Here is a 19306-nt window from a genome sequence, read left to right as displayed (position 1 = left end):
AGGGTTATTTTGGAAACTCGGTAAAAATCGATTTCAGAAAAGGGTTAAGTTTTATTGATTAGGTGAAGGGTTTCGTTCAAGGGACGACCACTGGAGGAAAAATGAAGAAGATGATTAAGCGTCTCGGTGTTGTTAGTGTGAGCCTCATTTTATGTTTGTGTGGCTTCGTGTTAACCCATGAGACAATTGTACATGCGGACACCATCAACGACTATCCGAATGTGTTAGATGTCGGCGGGAATCCGACAAAGGCTATTATTCGTCAAATAAAGAAGTTTCAACTAACAAGTATTCCCATTTTTCAGACTTAGGAGCTTGGCATGGTTATTATCAGCCGATCAAGCGGATTACCTCAACTTTAGGCGGGTTCCCTGGTCCGATGATCATTGCTGAAGAATATCCCGTCAATCTTTCGCATCAACTTTCTCAACTTAATTTGGTTAACCAGAAAACCGGTAAAACGTACAATTTCAAAAATGCCAAGGCAACATTCACCTCGTATCCTGGACGGCTAAATCAAATTTACACGTTTAAGGATCTTGAAGTGACTTTAAATTTGATCTTCACTTCCAATCGGACGGCACTCATCCAAACAACTTTAAAGAATAGAACCGAGCAACCGTTAGAGCTTAAGTGTGCATGGGCAGGGGATATTATCAATAAATTGCGTGCTGGGGAAAAGGGCATTTCCCTAAAACAGCATTTGGTAGCGATGAATGACGGTGTACAAGTTGCGTTTCAGAAAGTCCGTAACGACAATTACTACATGACGACAAAGCAAAATAAGGTGATCGTGGCATACAGTCAGCCAGTCACAACGACCATTACCGGCAACAAGTACAAAAGTAGCATGAAAGACTTGATCAGTCTGGCAGCGAATGGCACAACCGATTTATATACGGCTGAGTCCTACGTCTTTAATGCAGCTGAACAAGCAAGAGAAACGGCGAGCTATCAAGATTACTTTGCCAATGCAAAAAAGTATTTCGAAAAGAATGAAGTTCGTTGGAACAACTATGTCAACAAAGCGGTCTTTTCCGACCAAAAGCAAGTGAAGAACAAAGAAAAGCGCGATCGGGTCGCCATTAAAAGCGTCGAGACGCTTATCAATAACTGGATGAGTCCTGCAGGAGCCCTGAAGCATGATGGCATTGTTCCGTCAATGTCTGATCAATGGTTTGTGGGTCTTTGGGCTTGGGACTCGTGGAAAGAAGCGTCTGCCGTGGCGGAGATTGATCCAACCTTGGCAGAAAATACGATTCGTGCCTTGTTTGATTATCAGATTCAGGCTGATGACAAAGTGAGATCGCAAGACACAGGGATGATCCCAGACGCTATCTTTTATAACAAGAACAAAGAGCGCGGTGGCGATGGGATTAACTGGAATGAACGCAACTCTAAGCCGCCTTTAGCTGCATGGGCAGTGTGGCAGGTTTATCAACAAAACCATGACAAACAGTTTCTTGCGGAAATGTATCCCAAACTTGTTGCCTATCACAACTGGTGGTACACGAATCGTGATTTTAATAAGAATGGGTTAGCCGAATACGGTGCAACAGTTGATCCATTGCATTTTAAAAAGGTGAAGGGCAAGAAGGTGCCTGATGCGAAAGCCATTATTCTTGCTTCAGCATGGGAATCTGGCATGGACAATGCTGTTCGCTTTGATGCCAAAGGTGTTGGCAAGGCAGACAAAGGCGTTCAGATTCGTGAAGATAAGAATAGCGCTGGCAAAGTGGTCGGATTTTCCATTAATCAGGAATCGGTTGATCTTAACGCCTATCTATATGCAGAAAAGGGTTACCTAACGTTGATGGCAGGCGTCTTAAGTAAGCAAGACGATGTGGCCAAATACACTGATGAAGCAGCTAAGTTGAAAAAGACCATCAACCGAGACTTTTACGATCAGAAAACCGGATTTTATTATGATCGCCAGGTAAACGGCAAGCAGATGTTGTTGTTGAGCAATCGTGGTAAAGGAACAGAAGGCTGGACTCCGTTATGGGCTAACTTGGCAACAGCGAAGCAAGCAAAAGGTGTCGAAAAAATCATGATGAACAAAAAGATGTTCAATACTTACATGCCTTTGCCAACGACTTCGCGAGACAGCAAGAAGTTCACAGCAACAAAATATTGGCGGGGTCCAGTCTGGTTGGATCAAGCGATGTTTGGGGTGGAAGGATTACAAAACTACGGGTATGACAAAGACGCTTTAGTGCTAACAGACAAGCTTTTTGATCATGCACAAGGACTGAATGGCAGTGGTCCTATTCGTGAGAATTATAATCCGTTAAACGGTCATGGACTTAATTCAATGAACTTCAGCTGGTCCTCAAGCGTTTATTACATGCTGCATCACAATGTCTATGGAACAGGAGAAACCTCGTCGCAGACTGCTTTCACGGAACATTCTTAACAATAAAAGACCATTGTGAGCCGTAAAAAGGTCACAATGGTTATTTTTTCACCTTAAAAAAGGATCCGGAACAGAGCGCGCAGACCGGCCTCAAGTGTTAAGCTGTAGTCATGTAAGCGCTGTAGAAAGAAATGGGTTCAACTTATGTTTAAAGAAAACAAATGGCTGCGAACGGATCAACTTGTCTGTCCTGAACTGTCGGTATTTGAAGTGGGCTATGAGGATGTCCATCCGCGCGCACCTTATCAATATGAACAGCTTGATTACTATTTGCTGCACTTCATTCTTCAGGGTGAAGGCTTGTTCTTTATTAACAACGAAATTCACCAGTTGTCACGGGGACAAGGATTTTTAATTCCGCCTTATACGGACAACAACTATTATCCCTTGATTGGCAATCCGTGGAGTTATCGGTGGATCGGCGTTCGCGGCACAGGAGCCGAGGCGGTTTTCAAAGCGGCAGGACTTGGCAAGACGAATTTTGTCTACAAGCATTCGGACGTTCATCAAATGGATCGCTTGTTTGGCGAGGCTTATGACTATTTTAGCCGCGATCATTTGTATGGTGCTTTGGGCAAGTTCTACGAGATCGTGAGTGCCCTAGTTGATGATTATCAGCAGGAAACGCGGTTGGGAGTGCTGCCTAATCAGCAATATGTGTTGCAAGCAGTTGAAATTCTTAAAAACGAATATGCCGACAACACACTGAGAATTGACGATGTAGCCGCGCGGGTCAAAGTAGAGCGAACCTACCTTTACCGCATTTTCATGAGCAATCTTGGCGTGTCTCCGAAAAGCTATTTGATGCAGTTGCGGATTAATCAGGCGATCGAGTTGTTGCGCAATACCAACGATGCGATCGGCGATATTGCGATTAAAGTCGGCTTTACCAGCTATCCGCAATTTGCGAAAGCATTTATGAAGGCACGAAGGATGTCACCATCGGCTTTTAGGAAGGCCATTGCAAGTGGTGAGTTGAGTCCGCGAAAGATTGATTGAATTAGGAGAACTTGGTGATGGTGTGGGAGGCGCCGATACTTAAAATGCCTAAACAACAAGACATTACTCATCCACCCCATCCTGAAGCAGCAAAAACTCTCGCGCCAACTCATCGTCCTCATCAACAAATTCACCAGGTTGCACATTCTCAAAGAAATCAGTAAGCTTAGGCATTAACGTCAAAGTACCCCCTGAATCGCGCATAACATAAAATTCCTGTCCCGCTTGAACGTTGAATTTACTTGGCAATGGAATGACGAGTTCAGAGCCTTGTTGACGTGCTTTAACTTTATCCATTTGGTCACCGTGCCTTTCTGAGATGATTATATCGTGGATACACAACAATTACCTCATACACATGTTCAAAAAAGTCATTCAGTTAATGCAATGGCGTGTCTGAAATCAAGTTTCCGGACACGCTTTTTCGCGTCCAAAATTCTACCGCGGCGTATTTCTCAAAAAATAAGGTAAAAATTTCCTGCGCAATCTCCGCCACCAAAATGCTGTTACAACGAGTCTTTTCAAATGACGGCCTCCACCTTACAGATTGGAACCCTTGCCAAACCAGTCTCCACACCCCCTTATTGCGACCAGACAGCCCACTCCGTCATCCACTAAACTACACCTATCGATATCGAAAGACATGAGGCGCCGGATTGGATGATTGATGACAACAGAACAGGCAGGATTCACATTGTTTCTTGAGCACCAAGCTGTGGTTTACGGGGCACTGGCGAAGTTGGGCGTTCGGCCGCATCACAGTGATTTTCAGGATTGGCGGGATGAGGGGATGTTGGTGTATCTCAACTACTTCAAGCGTTACCGTGATCCGTTATGTGATGAGGCGGCGATTACCAAGTTTAATAAGCTCGCTTGGCGATTTGTTTTTCTCACGTTGATGCAGCGGATGCAAAAAGTTCGGCATCGGCGGGAGCTGGAGGAGGTGCCGGCTAATGCAGTGGTATTGCAGACGACCACAGTTGCGGCAGCCCACGCCAGCATGGAGCAGGCCGTGGAGTTGAAGTTGCAGGTGCGGCAATTAGAAGCCATTTTAACGCCGATGGAGCGGAAAGTTTTACGCTTGCGGCTGGCGGGCTTGGTGGATGCCGGCATTGCAGGCGAGTTGCAGGTGAGTCGGCAGCGGGTTTTAAAAGTCCGCAAGCAGATCCAGGCAAAATATCGGCAAATTGATTGGAGGAATTTTTAAATGGATAAAGAATTATTAACGTATGTGTTGGATCAGGCAGTTGGCGTTGTGATTGCGGTGATTTTATTGACGCGAATTGAACGACGACTCGATACGCTCATCACGAGTATGGGTACGTTCATGGTCAAGCTTGAAGGCAAGCGCGAAGGATAGGAGGAAAAAGATGGCGATTTTAATGGCAGATGTGAGTAGCTGGCAACCAGACTCGGAAAACTGGTTCCGCAAGTTAGCCGATCTGGGCGTCAAGGCAGTGGTGGTCAAGTTAACGGAAGGGACTGGCTACCAAAATCCCAAAGCAGCCGCACAATTAGCGGCGGGGCGCAAGGTGGGGATGCACGTCCATGCCTATCATTATGCGCATTATCGCAATAGTGCCGAGGCAGTTGCGGAAGGTCGGTTTTTCGCATTGACGGCGCGGGCGTTGGGCGTGCCGCCGCAGAGTGTGATGGCGGCGGATGTGGAGGCGCCGGAACTGACAGGAGATTTGACAGGCTTAACGAATGTGTTCATTCAAACGGTGAAGTCGCTGGGTTACCCGCACACGGATCTGTATACCATGGCCAACTGGATGAAAACGGGTCGCTTCGATCGGGTGGCTTTGATTCCCAAGAACTTGTGGATCGCCAGTTACGGTGTGAACCAGCCGGGCATCGACAATGTGGGCACATGGCAGTTCACCAATAATTTTCACGGGCTCGGCGTTGACATGAGCTATGACTTTTTTGGCCATTATACGACTCGGCTTTCGGGCCAACTCAACGGCGCCGTGGCTCGCGTTCCCACCGTCCATTACCACACCGTGCAGGCAGGCGAAAGCTGGTGGGCAATCGCGCATCGCTTTGGCATGAACATGGACAAGCTGGCGGCGCTGAATGGCAAAACGATTCATAGTGTGATTCACCCCGGCGATCAGTTGCGGTTGAATTAAGGAAAAGCAAAAAGGCCTTTAGCGCTTATCGGCACCCAGGTATATGGATGTGTTAGCGGCCTCGATCATGAATGGCTAAGCTTTATAGCCCGTCATTCATGATCGAGGCCTTTTTGTGGGCTAATACGCAGCTAAAACCAGCTGATGAAAATAGCTATGAAAAAACTTTTTTCAAAGTGTTGACACGGTGTCACTATCCGCGTAGACTACAGGATGATAAGAAGTGACACGGCGTCACCAAGGAGGAGAACGATGGTTTCAACAACATTCGAACATTTAGATGCAAACAAACAGCAGCGCGTGTTAGCTGCGCTGGTGACTGAATTTTCCCAGTATCCGCTGGCGCAGGCGCAAGTCGCGCGGATCGTCAAGCAGGCAGACATTGCCCGTGGTGCTTTCTATAAATATTTCAGCGATTTGAAAGATGCGTATCAATACGCTTTTAAAGAAGTGATCGGCCGCCTGCACACCGGGATTGCCGGGCCGGAAATGCGGCGCGATCCATATGCGGCAACAGCTGCTTTTCTTCATGAAGCCGATGAAAGCAAAGATCGGGATTTTATCCGGCTGCATTTTACCAAAAACAGCGGGCTGGTGAGCGTTGGCGAAGCGCCGATTTCAGAAAACGCCATCGAGTGGGCCGTCACAACCCTGTGCCACAGCGCAATTTCGCAAGCGCTGGCGAATCCGGATCAGGCGGATTTGATTTTGAAACATTTGAAGGCAGCGTTGAAGCAGCTGCACGTGAAGGAGTCGTGAATCTATGTACCTATCGTTAAAAGAAATCTGGCATGAAAAATTACGCTACGGCTTGATCGTTGCGATGATGCTGTTGGTCACGTACCTTGTGTTCATTTTAAGCGCGCTGGCAAATGGGTTGTCGCAACAGAATACGCAGGCGATTGACTCGTGGGACACATCGCGGGTGGTGCTGGCAAAAGATTCCGATACGAATCTTAGCCAGTCACTGCTGACGAACCAGCAAACAAAAAATATTAATTTAGGCAAGTCGCAAGCCTACGTCGGAACGATCGGCGTGGTGGCGACCAGCAGCAAGCATGACGAGATTCGCTCAACGATGATCGGCCTCGATTGGAATCAATACATTGGCAAGGACATGAAACTGGTCAGCGGCCATCGCGTTGACGGCGATCATCAAATTGTGGCGGATACACAGTTCAAAGATGAAGGCTATGCGCTTGGCGACAAAGTTAAGCTGAGCACGAAAGGCGACCGCTACACAATTGTCGGCTTTACCAAGAATGCCAAAATGAGTGTTGCCCCTGTCGTATATGGCACGATGAACGCTTGGCGCACCTTGCATAATTTGCCGAGCACCTTCACGGCAAGCGGGATTATTTCCAAGTCGAACAATTTCAAAGTCAACACCAGCGATCTGAAGACTTATTCAGCAGGCACGTTTATTCAGAAACTGCCTGGCTATTCAGCGCAAAATAACACCTTCACCTTCATGATCGGCTTCCTGTTCGTAATCTCGCTCATTGTCATTGCCGTGTTCCTGTATATTTTGACGATGCAAAAAATTCCAAACTACGCGGTATTGCGAGCGCAAGGCGTACCATCCCGCACCTTAGTCACCACGACGATCTCACAAGCCTTGATCTTAGTCACGTTAGGCCTGGCGTTAGGTGGTGCATTAACGGCCGTGACGGAGAAGTTCATGCCGCTGGGTGTACCGATGATCTTCTCGCCACAATTGAACGTGGCCATCATCTTAGGCATTCTGCTCACAGGTTTCTTGGGTTCGATCATTCCGATTCGCACCATCTTAAAAGTCGATCCTGTTACCGCTATTGGAGGTTGATTTTATGACAGCAATCGAATTAAAACACATTATTAAAAGTTTCAAGACCCCGACCAGCAATGTTGAGGTGCTCAAAGATGTCAACTTCAGCGCCGATTCCGGCAGCCTGTCACTGGTCTTAGGCCCGTCCGGTTCTGGGAAGAGTACCTTTTTAACCATCGCTGGCGGTATACAAACCCCGACTGATGGCGTGGTCCAAACTGCCGGTAAGAATCTGGAGCAGTTGTCCGGTAAAGCGCGCGATGCCTTGCGTTTGGACAACATCGGCTTTGTGCTTCAGTCCTACAACTTGGTGCCATATCTGACGGTCGGCGAACAGTTTAAGTTAGTCGACAAAATCAAACCTAAAGGCAATCTTAGCCATGAAGCGCTTGAAGGTATTTTGGAAGACCTAGGCATTGCCAACTTGGTCAACCAATACCCGGCATCCTTGTCAGGCGGGCAAACCCAACGTGTCGCGATTGCCCGGGCACTTTATCCGGATCCAGCCATCGTGCTCGCCGACGAACCCACCGCGGCGTTAGACAGTCCGCGGGTTGCCATTGTCGGCCAGTTGTTAGCCGATCTTGCCCACAAACACAATAAAGCCATCGTCGTTGTGACCCACGATCTTCGGCTGGAAAAATTTGCCGATCGCAAGTTTACGTTGCTCGATGGCAGGTTAAAAGAAGGTGCACCTGAGTATGCTGCGTAAGTCGTAGCGACAAGGTGTTGCGTCATATAAAAAAGGACCAAGCACGCATTTATGTGCTTGGCCCTTTTTGCATGGCTGATGAAAGGTGAATGACGCAGATGTTATTTTTTGAAAAGCGGCTTAAAACTTTGGCTCGCCCAGTGCGTGTTGCGCAGCTAGGTTCAGCAGGCTCCATTGCCGATCGAAGCCTGGCTGGAAGAAGAAGTCGGCTTCGGCTAGGTCTTCCAAACTGAGGCCATGTTGAACCGCAAGTGCGATGACATTGCCTTGCGCGGTGATGTCATACGTTGATAACACCGCGCCGCCGAGCAGTCGATGCGTTTGCGGATCGAAAACAAGGTTGACGCAAACTGGTGGGTTGCCATTGCCTTCTGGAACATAGGCCGGGCGCAAGGTGTCCGTGTAGAACGAGGTTGCAACCTTCACGCCGGAGCGGCCAGCGGTGAAGGTGTTCAGGCCGCTCGCCGCGAAGTGGTAATCGAACACGCTCAATGCGCTGGAACCCACCACTCCGCCGAATGGACGCGCTGGATGTTCCGTGAAAATGTTAGCTGCCAGATAGCGGGCTTCACGCCGGGCAACGGTTGCCAGCGCGATCGGAACCTTTTGCTGGGCTGCCACGCCGTAAACCAAGGTGGCATCACCAATCGCATAAACATCAGGCAAATTGGTGCGCAGGTACGGGTCGGTGTTGATGAAGCCGCGATCGTCAAGGTCAACGGTGCCTTTGAGCCATTCGGTTGCTGGTTGAACACCAGCGGCTTGAATGACAAGGTCCGTGGCAACGTCGCCAGCATCGGTTTTCACAGCGCTGACCGCATCGTCACCAGCGAAGCCTTCAATTTTGACACCTAACTTGAGCTCAACGCCTTTGTCTGTCAGCTCTTTGGCTAGGATCGTGGTCATGTCAGGATCGAGGTAAGTACCCAATGGCCGATCGATGATATCCAACAAAGTAACTTCTTTACCGGCTTTGCGACTGGCTTCGGCTGCTTCAATGCCAATGTAACCGGCGCCGATGATCGTAATATGTTTAACGGTCGGATCTTCCAACTTAGCTTTAATCTGAGTTGCCCAGTCGTAACCGCGCATCAGGAAAATATTTTTCAGGTCGTTACCAGGCACCGGCAAGGCATTCGGCCGCACCCCGGAACTGAGAATCAATTTATCGTAAGGATAGTCTTGCGCCGTCCCATTCTTGGTGTCACGAACGGTCACCGTTTTGACATCTGCGTTGATCGCCGTCACTTGATGATTGTTCAGCACATGGGCGCCGAGCTTGATTAAATCATCTGGCCGGAAGTTCCGCACGTCATTCACGTCCGTCACTTGATCTTCCAGATAAAGCTCCATCCCACATGACATAAAGGAAACAAAATCGCCTGCTTCAAACATGGTCACATCGGCATTTGGATAACGGTGCAACAGCTCCAAAACGCTTTGATGACCGCCATGTGATGCTCCAACAACAACAATCTTTGGTTTGTCCACAATGATCCCTCCTAGGATATGTAGTAACCGCATTCAGTTTCCAACGGCTCCAGTCCTATATTAGAATAATTACAATCTGGCGTCAATGGCTGAATGCAATTAATTGCCGTACAATTTTATTTTAGCTCTGCCTAATCCAAGTGTAACAAAAAAGCGATGCGAAAGGCACTGATCTGCTCGGTCGCATCGCTTAAGGTTGAAAACGCGGTTAATGAAGCTAATTTTAGATAATTTTAAAATGTTGCAGCGCCTTGACGACGCCATCTTCGTCATTGCTGGCAGTGACATAATCGGCGTGGGCTTTGACAACTTCTTGACCATTCGCCACGGCAACGCTGGTACCAGCAAAGTTAAACATGTCCAAATCGTTATGTTCATCCCCAAACGCAATCACGTCTGCCGACTGCAAGTCAAGGTATTGCGTTAGTTGTTCGAGTCCCCATCCTTTATTGACGCCGCGGGGCATAATTTCCAGCATAAACGGCATGCTGCGAATGACGGTAAAACGGTTGCCAAACTCGGCTTCAGCTTCCGGTTGAATTTTGGCAAGTGCCTCAGGTTCACCCAACAGCAAGCCCTTAGCAATCGTAAAATCATTCGGCATTTCCTGAGGCTCGCGCACCTTAATGCCAGCATGGTTCTCCCAAGCTTGCAAAACCGTATACTTGCTGATGTTACGATCTGCCGTATACACATCGCCAGCAGGAGTGATCACGTTACTATCGATCCCGGCTGCCGAAACATGCGTCGCAAAAGTTGAAAAGTCCTGATAATCTTGATGATTCAGAAACTTCTGAGCAATGATTTTACCGTTGGAGCTCTGTACCACCCCGCCGCCTTGAACAATAACATACTGATCGTCTCCATGCAGCCCCAAAGCATCCAACGTGGTTCGAACGCCCGGCAACGGTCGACCAGTGCACGGAACGATTTTAATGTCCTTAGCCTGCGCCGCCTTCAAACCACGGATGGTGGCCGACGACAACTGCTTATGCGAGTCGAGTAGTGTGTCATCCAAATCGACTGCGATCAAGCGATACATGGCAGTCACATCCCTTCTTGAAGTTAGCTTAGCATGGAAAAGAGGTGGCAACAATGCGGAAAATGGGCATGATCGTGAAATAACAAAAACATGCTAAGGAGGGTGCGATAACCTAGCACCATTTAAATCTCGCCATGCCGACCAACATCCAGCAGTCGGATTGCGTTAGCCTCAAGACGATATATCAGTAGCCAGTTGCCCTTAATAAACAACGCGCGGTCAGTTTTGCGTTTCTTGATAACATGGTCGTCATACTTTTCCGGAAATGGCTCGCCTGCGCGTAAGTAGTCAAGCACTTGTTGATAGTCTGCTTGCGTAAACCGGCCAGCTTGAAGTAGGTGTTTGAGATGCTTTTTGAAGCGTGATTGTTCGATGATTTGGCGTGTGGACATTGTGGGAGGCTTCTTTCGTTTTCTTAAGGGTAACGCTAAGAAAACAGATTGAAAACTTTGAGAAAAATTGTTTGCCAATTATACGACCTGCTACTAAGATAAAGCCATCAAAACAGGAATGTAACCGCAATCACAATGATGCTTTATCCACGTAAGTTTGAGTTTAGAGCAAAGTCCAAGTAAGAGGCGATCATAAATGGCAATAGATCAAAAGCAGGCGCTTATCGCCAAGATGCTGAAACTCCAACACCTTTTCGAAAAGCAACAGGATGAGATATCCAAAGCAATTGTCGTTAAAATCAAGCAGGTTGTGGATCGGCTAGCGAGAAACGAATACAAGGTGCCAACATTGAGCCAGAGGTGCATCCGGTCAGCATTTTTATTAGAGACCAAATGTGGGACCATGATTATCAACTCACTGACGAGCAGCGGGACGCTCTTTTTGATATGGAGGAAGCAGCGCAGGAGATTGCCAAGAAATTCTTCATTAGCTTTCCGGGTATTAGTGGCCCGTTATAAATTCCAAATAATAAACAACGGTGATGTTTTCGAGAAAATGATATTAGCAAAAACAGGTGCTACAATTTCATCTAAATGAAGTTGTAACGCCTGTTTTTTTCTGATCAAAGCAACCTTTTTTCATCGCTTCAACTTATCCATATCCGCCAGCGGACTGTTATACAGCTTAGCGTAAAACCCACCAGCGGCCAGGAGTTGTTCATGCGTGCCGGATTCGATGAGGCGGCCTTGGTCGATGACGAGGATTTTGCTGGCGTGGCGAATGGTAGAGAGGCGGTGGGCGATGACGAAGCTGGTGCGTTGCTGCATGAGGCGGTTCATGGCGCGCTGGACGTCAGTTTCGGTGTTGGAGTCGATGGACGCGGTGGCTTCATCGAGCACAAGGACCGGCGCTTGGGCCACAAAGGCGCGGGCAATGCTGAGGAGTTGGCGCTGGCCTTGTGACAGGCGGCTGGCGTTTTCGCTGAGCATGGTGTCATAGCCGTCCGGTAGTTGCCGGATGAAGGTATCGGCGTTGGCGGCTTGGGCGGCGGCTTCGACTTCAGCATCCGTCGCTTCAGGGCGCCCCATCCGAATATTTTCGCGAATGGTCGCGGTGAAGAGGAAGGATTCTTGCTGGACCACGGTCACGAGGCGGCGCAAACTGGCGCGGGTGAGGTCGGTGACGTTGTGGCCATCGAGGGTGATGCTGCCGCTGGTGAGTGGATAAAGGTTGGTGAGCAGGTTCATGATCGTGGTTTTGCCTGCACCGGTTGGCCCGACAATGGCGACCACTTCGCCTTGCTGGGCGGTGAAGCTGATGTCGTGGAGCACGTCATTTTTACCATCATAGGCGAACGAAACGTGATTAAATTGCACGTTGCCAGCTGTGCGAGTTAGAGTGAGGGCGTTTGGCAGATCTTTTTCTGGTTCGGCATCAACAACCTGGAAAACCCGCTCAGCCGAGGCTAGTGACAGTTGCAGGGTGTTGATCAAGTTGAGGATGTTGTTGATCGGGCCGGTGAAGTTGCGCAGGTAAATCAGAAAAGTGAAGATGACGCCGACCGTGATGCTCGTGCCGCCGTGCAGAATGGCAAGCGCGCCGGCAAAGGTGATCAACAGGTAGGCAAAGTTGTTGGTCATATTGTTGAACGGACCGATGACGCCGGAGAAAAGTTGTGCCCGATACGCCGCTGCCGTGTATCGGGCATTGGTTTCGTTGAAGCGATCGAGGGTGTCTTGTTGGTGATCGAAAAGTTGTACGAGCTGCTTGCCGGCAACATTTTCTTCGATTTGCGTATTGAGACTGCCAAGCGCTTCCTGTTGCACGGTAAACGCACGCTGGGTAATCCGCGCGGCTGCTCGGGAATAGAAGAAAGTCGCAAACGAGGCCAAGACGACAATCCCCGTCAACAAAGGACTCAGCAGCAGCATCGCAATGCCCATCCCGATCACACTGATGATTCCGGTATACAGCTGCACGAATGTCTGCATGAGGGCGGTGTTGATATTATCGACGTCATTGGTCAGTCTGCTCATAATATCGCCGTTATCATGGGTGTCAAAATACCGCATCGGCAGGCGTTGCATTTTCGCAAACAAATCATGCCGAATCGCGGCACTGGTGCGTTGGGCGACCTTAGTGGTGATACTGGTCTGAAAATAAGTGAAAACACTGCTTAGAAAATACATGCCCGCCAGTAAACCGCTGACAATTAACAATTCACGGAGCCGGCCCTTCGTGATAAATTGGTCGACCACAATGCCGTTGACGCGGTTGCCGATAATGGTGGCAAGGGTTGTAAAAAGTGTCAGCCCAAAAACAATGAGCAATTTGCTGCGATCCGTGTTGAGATAGCCCCAAATTCGGCGCACGGTTTGTTTCCAATTCACTAAGGTTACTTTTTCCGGATGCAGGTTGCGCGGACCGCGTCGTCCACCGATATTAATCAAGGTACTCACCACCTAACTGAGTTTGAACAAGCTGCGCGTAAAATGGCGAACTTTTCACCAGCTCGCCATGGGTGCCGTGCGCCGTGATGCGGCCGTCTTGCATGACGATAATCTGATCACAGTCCATAATGTTGGGCACGCGTTGGGAAATAATGATGGTCGAACGGTTGCGGCGATTTTTCACCAGCGCATCCTGAATGGCCGTGTTGGTTTCTTGATCAACGGCGCTCGTGGCATCGTCCATGACCAGAATGTCTGGGTCAGGGATGATGGCGCGGGCGAGGTTGAGGCGCTGACGTTGGCCGCCGGAAAAGTTTTTCCCGGCTTCTTCCACCGGCGCCGAGTAATCGGTTCCGATGAATTCCGTCGCACTGGCGATGGCGACACCACTGGCCAGTTGCGCAGGCGTGGCCTGAGGTGCGCCGTAATTCAAATTGCGTTCGACTGTTCCGGAAAAAAGCAGCGAATTTTGCAAGGCAACGGTGATCTTTTTGTGCAACGATGCCAGACTGATTTGCTGAATATCGGTGCCGCCGATGGTAATGTTGCCTTGATAGTGCTCGTAAAGCCGTGTGAGTAAGGCGATGAGCGTGGTTTTACCGGAACCGGTCGAACCAATAATGCCCAGCCACTGACCACTGGGAACGGTGAGGTTGATATCATCGAGAATCGGCCGACTTTTGGAAAAACCGAATGTGACGTGATTGAACGCGATGGTGCTGTCAGCCGGGGCAGCTAGCGTCCCGGTGGCTTCGGTACCCGCTTCTTCGGCTAAAACCGCACTGACCCGCGCGCTGGAGGTGATGGCGCGCGAGAAGGTGGTGATGAGGTTGACGGTGTTGGTCATGGCGGTGGTGATTTGAATCATGTAGTTGACAAACGCCATAATTTCGCCGGTGGTCATGTTGCCGCTGATGGCTAGGTTGCCACCATACGCCAACGCGGCAACGACAGCGAGATTCAGAACTAGCATAATCAGCGGCGCCAAGGTGACCGTGGCGAGCACGGCGCGTTGGCTGATCTGTTGCAGGTTATGATTTTCGGTGTTGAATTGGGCGCGCTGATGATCTTCCAGAACGTAAGCTTTGATTGTTTTGGCCCCAGTCAGATTTTCGCTCATGATGCGGTTCATCACGTCCACCTGACCTTGCATGGCCGTGTAAAGCGGCAAGGAACGGCGAACGACAACATAGATGTAAATAGCCAAAATCGGTAACGCAATCAGGACGATCCAGGAAAGTCGCGGCGATACGATCATGGACATGACAATCCCACCGAACAGTAACATCGGCGAGCGAATCAAGCCACGCGTGAGCATACTGACCATGGTTTGCATCTGCGTCACGTCGTTGGTAATTCGGGTGATCAAGGTTTCCGGCTTCAGGGCTTGCGGATCGCGATCGGCTAACGCAATGGCCAGCATGTGGCTACGCAGATTCTGACCCATTTTCAACGCCGCATACGACGAAAAGGCATTACAAATGGCACCGAGCACAAACGCCGCAACGGCAATCACCGCCATGAGAATCGCAGTCTGCCAAACATAAGTCATATCTTTACGCGCCAAGCCGACATCCACGATCTTGGCCATCAAAGTCGGCTGCTGCAGATCCAGCAAGGCTTCTCCCATAATGGCGATCGGCGCCAGGAAAAAGCTAACCCGTGCCCAGCCATGCATGTGGTCGAACAAGATTTTCAGCATGTCATTTGCCTCCGTTTTACTTATGAAGCCATTCTACGGCGGGAATGGAAAAGATGCATGTGATTGGCTTGTTAAGTGGGTTGATGAGGACGCTGGGAGGTTAGCGGATGTGGGTTTTGGGCAGTATTGTGAAAGGTCGCGTTGAACGACTTGGAAGCAAATAGAGGCCCCAGAATTCCAAGCAATTTGGAATACTAGAGCCTTTAAAACAAATACGAAATATTGGCATCGTTGTCGCAATCATCGGCAATCAAAAAGACCGTCACTAGATTTCTGACAGGAAGTCTGACGGTCTTCTTTTGATTGTCAACCCAGTGCTAGTAGTGTCCCTAGCAAAAATTATTTTAACACGGCGGACTTTCTGCTAGCAATGATAACACCACCAATGAATTCAAATGATTTAAAAGGAAAACCGCCCAGCATGATATACTTGAACAATGCACAGTCATTGCAAAAGCCCAGTGTGCGAGGAGCCTTTGCAATAGAAAACAAGTGACCGTTAGAAGGAAAAACATCAATGTTTGAAGATAGGTACCGCTTGTCTCCTAGAGATGAACAACTGCTGTGTGAAAAGAACTTGGTGTCAATGATTTATCTTGCCGGGAAGTACGAAAACGTGGATGCTACTTTATCGCAAGTCAAAGCAATTGTCGAAAATCTGACTGTTGACGGCGTGAAGCCAGGGAATGTTCAGACAGTTCTCAATTTAAAAGCCGCTCATCAATTTGTCATGCGCTTACACAATGTGGCAGAAATTGATACTGAAACAATCAAGCAGGTTAATTTAATTGTTCAAGGCGCTGGCGAATCTGATGCCGGGCAGATTAGGACAAAATCGGTGGTCGTCGGCCTAACCAATGAGGATTATGTGCCACCGATTCCAGTTGAAAGTAATGTTGTGCAAACGGTCAACGCTATTTTACATTCAAGAACAAGCGCGACGGATAAAGCCATCACGTTAATGCTGACACTTTCACGGTTACAGGTTTTTACCGATGGCAACAAGCGGACTGCTATTGTTGTGGCCAATGCGTTGATGTATCAAGCAAACGTCGGATTACTGGCGGTGCCGGAAAAGAAGATGCATTGGTATCTATCACAATTAGCGAAATAATATAAGACCGGCCGCATTCAAAGGCATCAAGCAATGGCTATATGATCACGCTGTCGTTGGTGTGGACGAGCCTTGAACGTAGCTTGGACTCTATATGGCGATGTAGTAGGCCAATTCTGATGGTTGCATAAAGACTTGTTCGCTTGACGGTAAATAAAAAACGCCCGTAACCTTTGCGGCTCTAGCGTTTAGCGTTTAAATATGGTATAAAAGTAGAGCAGAGAAGTTTAATGACAGTTGGCAAATCCAATTACAAGGGAAGTGGTCGCCTATGGGGGATACACAAGCTCTAAGTGAAAGGAGACGCCTGTTTGTCTGATGTAGACGCGATCAACCTTATGCTAACGTTTGGTAGCTTTGTGCTGCTGCTCATTGGCACAGTGGTTGGCATCGTTGTCGCAATCATTGGCAATCAAAAAGACCGTCACTAGATTTCTGGCGGAAGTCTAACGGTCTTTTTGGATTGTTACCTTAATGCCAGCCGTCTTAATCGGCTCTGCAGCAGAGAGAGCATCAGGCAGAACTGGTGCTCTCTTTGTATTTGTATTGTAACATGGAAAAGTTTCGCCTAGCAACACTAACAGCTGGATCTATCCATTAAAATGAAGAGCTATCATTTCCGTTAAGAAACTAGTAGCATCAAGACCAAACTGGCCTGACTATGCGGGCGGGGCCAACGCTAACTTCAATCGAGGGCGTTTTTGTTACTCTTGATAGTCACTCTGGCTACAATCGTGGCGTTAGCAATCTGTGAATAATGCAATTTGCTTTGTGCTTTTTTAAGTGTTAAAGCCGTTTTAATTATGGTTTTTAATTCTATTCAATAGGGCTATATGCTCTGCGTTACTTAATAGGTATAATACCTTTTTACAAATAAATTGTGTCTGGATATGTACTTTGCTGCGCATCGGGTGTACATTATAACAAACCTGAATAGAAAATAAGAGCAACAAACAATGGACATATTGCAAAAAGCCTTGATAGAGTCATTGGATGACACAAGACGATCCTGCTGACAGATTAGAGTTTTCTCAAACCAGTGCATCGCCTTGAGTATGTGTAGTTTCCTAGTTTGATGTCACTGGCGGGAAAATGTCCATAAGCAGCTTCTCATCACTGCACACTCTTTTTTCTACATGGCTGGACGGGGGTGAGATGTGCAGTGTCACTGAATTGTTTGAGCCCTATGCCACCTACAGGTTGAAAATAATTTAATGATCAGATGTTATGATTGGTCGTTATTCAGGCGATGATGATATCTTTGGTGTTCATTCGAACGGTGAACTGATAAACAGAGTTCCGCTCCTGGCGCATTTCTTGCAGTGAAGCGCATAGTTAGCCTAAGTTACGAAGACAGGGTTGTGAAATCAGGTGGTAAGAATTTTTCTCACAAATGGCTACAATGTGAAATGAAAGTACTACAGTATTTTTCAGTGTAACAGGAATATCCACTGATTTGCATCACAAGTATATCGTTTTGAGAATATGTGTAATGACTCTATGGTTAATTTTGAGGAGTCATATACACTGTAGCTTTGTAAAAAATGCATTTACGTCCAAGTCCTGATTGACGTTAAAAGCTGAGTTACTTTGGAGGGGTTTAGTTTTGCGTAATTTCATTGTAAACAAATTGTCGCACTTTAATGGCTCAAAACACACAGCTTTTAAAAGAAGCTGGAATTCTATAGATCTTGACAAAGTTGCTGTGGCAGCGATCTTTATATTGTTTCTGATTTTCAATATGTCGATCCCTTTAACCGGTACTAGTGATGATGGTATTCTATTCGCAGGACCATTGATGAAGAGCTTCGATGGCAATTTTTTTGCTTTTCTGAGCAACCGATATTCTCATTGGAGCTCGAGAATAATTATTGAATTTTTTACGTTGCTATCAGTCCGGCACGGATTCTTTTGGAGGATAATTAATACATGCTCACTGACAGCAATGTCCGTGATTCCTGTTTACATATTCAGCTTTAAGACAAGAAAGTCCACTCTGTTGATGCTTTCCACTAGCTTGGTATTAATGATGCCGACATCTATGTTTGCCGAAACAGGTTGGATCGCTACAACCACAAACTATTCATGGGTTCTAGCGGCCTTTCTCGGATTTCTCGTGATTGTTTTAAAACCGGAGCGTAAGATGAGATGGCTGAGTTGGGTGTTTTCTTTGTTTTTGGTAGCATATTCAAGTAATCTTGAACAAATGTGCGTTGTACTAATTGTAGTTATACCAATAATTGCGTTCTACTTTTATGGATCAAAGTGGTGGCTTCTTGCGCCACATTATCTAATAGTACTGAGCAATCTGGCGTTAATTTACTTTTGCAAAGGTAATAAAATAAGGTATGCCAAGGAAGTGGCAAACAGATTTCCAGATTTTACGTCTTTGTCGATTTTCAGAAAGATCGAAATGGGATACTCATCGTCTCTGAAATCCTTATTTTTTGATGGCCATATTTTGTTTTTGGTGCTCGCCTTGACCTTATTTTTTGCTCTATCAAGATCTAGTCTTGTTTCTAAACAATTCATAGGATCAGTTCCACTGGTCTCTTTTTTGATATTCAATCTTTTTTCGGGGCTGTTCCACACGAAGCTAAAAATAATTGATATTGTCCTTGGCTCATTTAATAAGTATGGTACAAGTTTTAAGCTTTTACACCCCACGACTTGGATGGCTGATCTTGTGATGCTATTTATAGCAACCAGTATTATAGTCTCAATAGCATTCATTCTAAAATCAGAACCTAGAAAGTTTTTGGCAGTTCTGCTTATGCTATCGTTAGCTTTTATAACGAAATTAGTTCTTGCTTTTTCTCCGACTATCTGGGCTTCAGGAGAAAGAACTGGCATATTTTTGTTCTATGCTGTCGGCATTACTGCATTAACTGTTCTGGCAAAGCGTGATACTAGTAAAATGCTTCAGGGAACTATATTGTCCCTTGGCGCTTTTTGCTATCTTGGTTGGCTCTGATGCAATGAACATGTCCAGTCAGCTAACACCATATTTGTTAAACCTACATTAACATTTCCCATAAATGGTCA

16 protein-coding genes and 2 pseudogenes are annotated in these 19306 nt (G+C 47.4%); 12 read left to right on the top strand and 6 right to left on the bottom strand.

All coding sequences use genetic code 11. The annotated features are described in order from the left end of the window. The first annotated feature begins 101 nt into the window (after positions 1-101). A pseudogene (locus tag BVJ53_RS15585) lies at positions 102-2416 on the top strand (MGH1-like glycoside hydrolase domain-containing protein). Between the two features lie 144 nt (positions 2417-2560). After that, positions 2561-3415, top strand: coding sequence for an AraC family transcriptional regulator (locus BVJ53_RS07325; RefSeq protein WP_129301848.1), 855 nt, complete (start codon positions 2561-2563; stop codon positions 3413-3415). Positions 3416-3478: 63 nt separating this feature from the next. Here the strand turns inward: BVJ53_RS07325 and mazE are convergent, their stop codons facing one another. Beyond that, positions 3479-3712 (bottom strand): type II toxin-antitoxin system PemI/MazE family antitoxin, encoded by a 234-nt coding sequence (gene mazE / locus BVJ53_RS07320; RefSeq protein WP_129301847.1) that lies wholly within the window; start codon positions 3710-3712, stop codon positions 3479-3481. A 370-nt stretch (positions 3713-4082) separates the two neighbouring features. Here mazE and BVJ53_RS07315 point away from each other — a divergent pair, with 370 nt between their 5' ends. From BVJ53_RS07315 to BVJ53_RS07290, 6 genes are all read left to right on the top strand, one after another. Next, positions 4083-4622, top strand: coding sequence for a helix-turn-helix domain-containing protein (locus tag BVJ53_RS07315; RefSeq protein ID WP_129301846.1), 540 nt, complete (start codon positions 4083-4085; stop codon positions 4620-4622). Beyond that, a complete protein-coding gene (locus tag BVJ53_RS07310) occupies positions 4623-4775 on the top strand; it encodes a YvrJ family protein (protein WP_129301845.1) in 153 nt (50 codons plus the stop codon). 10 nt (positions 4776-4785) lie between these two features. Continuing rightward, a complete protein-coding gene (locus tag BVJ53_RS07305) occupies positions 4786-5550 on the top strand; it encodes a GH25 family lysozyme (protein ID WP_129301844.1) in 765 nt (254 codons plus the stop codon). 252 nt (positions 5551-5802) lie between these two features. Further along, complete coding sequence (locus tag BVJ53_RS07300) at positions 5803-6309, top strand: TetR/AcrR family transcriptional regulator (protein WP_129301843.1); 507 nt, start codon at positions 5803-5805, stop codon at positions 6307-6309. Positions 6310-6313: 4 nt separating this feature from the next. Further along, on the top strand, positions 6314-7375 hold the full coding sequence (locus BVJ53_RS07295) for an ABC transporter permease (RefSeq protein WP_129301842.1): 1062 nt from the start codon (positions 6314-6316) through the stop codon (positions 7373-7375). A 4-nt stretch (positions 7376-7379) separates the two neighbouring features. After that, positions 7380-8069 (top strand): ABC transporter ATP-binding protein, encoded by a 690-nt coding sequence (locus BVJ53_RS07290; protein ID WP_129301841.1) that lies wholly within the window; start codon positions 7380-7382, stop codon positions 8067-8069. 120 nt (positions 8070-8189) lie between these two features. On the opposite strand, the gene BVJ53_RS07285 is transcribed toward BVJ53_RS07290, so the two are convergent. The 3 genes from BVJ53_RS07285 to BVJ53_RS07275 form a co-directional block, all read right to left on the bottom strand. Beyond that, positions 8190-9560: an FAD-dependent oxidoreductase gene (locus tag BVJ53_RS07285; RefSeq protein ID WP_129301840.1), complete on the bottom strand. Its 1371-nt coding sequence runs from the start codon at positions 9558-9560 to the stop codon at positions 8190-8192. Between the two features lie 223 nt (positions 9561-9783). Next, positions 9784-10602 carry a Cof-type HAD-IIB family hydrolase gene (locus BVJ53_RS07280; RefSeq protein ID WP_129301839.1) on the bottom strand — a complete coding sequence of 273 codons (819 nt, stop codon included), beginning with the start codon at positions 10600-10602 and terminating at the stop codon, positions 9784-9786. A 122-nt stretch (positions 10603-10724) separates the two neighbouring features. After that, the gene (locus BVJ53_RS07275; RefSeq protein WP_129301838.1) at positions 10725-10994 is read right to left on the bottom strand and encodes a type II toxin-antitoxin system RelE/ParE family toxin; all 270 of its coding nucleotides are present in this window, start codon (positions 10992-10994) and stop codon (positions 10725-10727) included. A gap of 202 nt (positions 10995-11196) precedes the next feature. Between BVJ53_RS07275 and BVJ53_RS07270 the strand changes: the two are divergent. Next, a pseudogene (locus BVJ53_RS07270) lies at positions 11197-11513 on the top strand (hypothetical protein). A gap of 120 nt (positions 11514-11633) precedes the next feature. On the opposite strand, the gene BVJ53_RS07265 reads toward BVJ53_RS07270, so the two are convergent. Then, entirely contained in the window at positions 11634-13445 is a 1812-nt protein-coding gene (locus tag BVJ53_RS07265; RefSeq protein WP_129301837.1) for an ABC transporter ATP-binding protein, read from the bottom strand. After that, entirely contained in the window at positions 13438-15147 is a 1710-nt protein-coding gene (locus BVJ53_RS07260; protein WP_167470180.1) for an ABC transporter ATP-binding protein, read from the bottom strand. Before BVJ53_RS07260 ends, BVJ53_RS07265 begins: the two co-directional genes overlap by 8 nt. Before the next feature lie 517 nt (positions 15148-15664). Here BVJ53_RS07260 and BVJ53_RS07255 point away from each other — a divergent pair. The 3 genes from BVJ53_RS07255 to BVJ53_RS07245 all read left to right on the top strand — a co-directional run bounded on the left by BVJ53_RS07255 (position 15665) and on the right by BVJ53_RS07245 (position 19235). Beyond that, positions 15665-16261: a Fic family protein gene (locus BVJ53_RS07255; RefSeq protein WP_238150150.1), complete on the top strand. Its 597-nt coding sequence runs from the start codon at positions 15665-15667 to the stop codon at positions 16259-16261. 311 nt (positions 16262-16572) lie between these two features. Continuing rightward, positions 16573-16692, top strand: coding sequence for a putative holin-like toxin (locus tag BVJ53_RS07250; RefSeq protein ID WP_025013089.1), 120 nt, complete (start codon positions 16573-16575; stop codon positions 16690-16692). Between the two features lie 1175 nt (positions 16693-17867). After that, positions 17868-19235 (top strand): hypothetical protein, encoded by a 1368-nt coding sequence (locus BVJ53_RS07245; protein ID WP_129301836.1) that lies wholly within the window; start codon positions 17868-17870, stop codon positions 19233-19235. The last annotated feature ends 71 nt before the right edge of the window (positions 19236-19306 follow it).

The organism is Lacticaseibacillus chiayiensis (genome assembly GCF_004123795.1).
Classification (GTDB): Bacteria; Bacillota; Bacilli; order Lactobacillales; family Lactobacillaceae; genus Lacticaseibacillus; species Lacticaseibacillus chiayiensis.
This window is presented reverse-complemented; position numbering and strand designations above follow the sequence as displayed.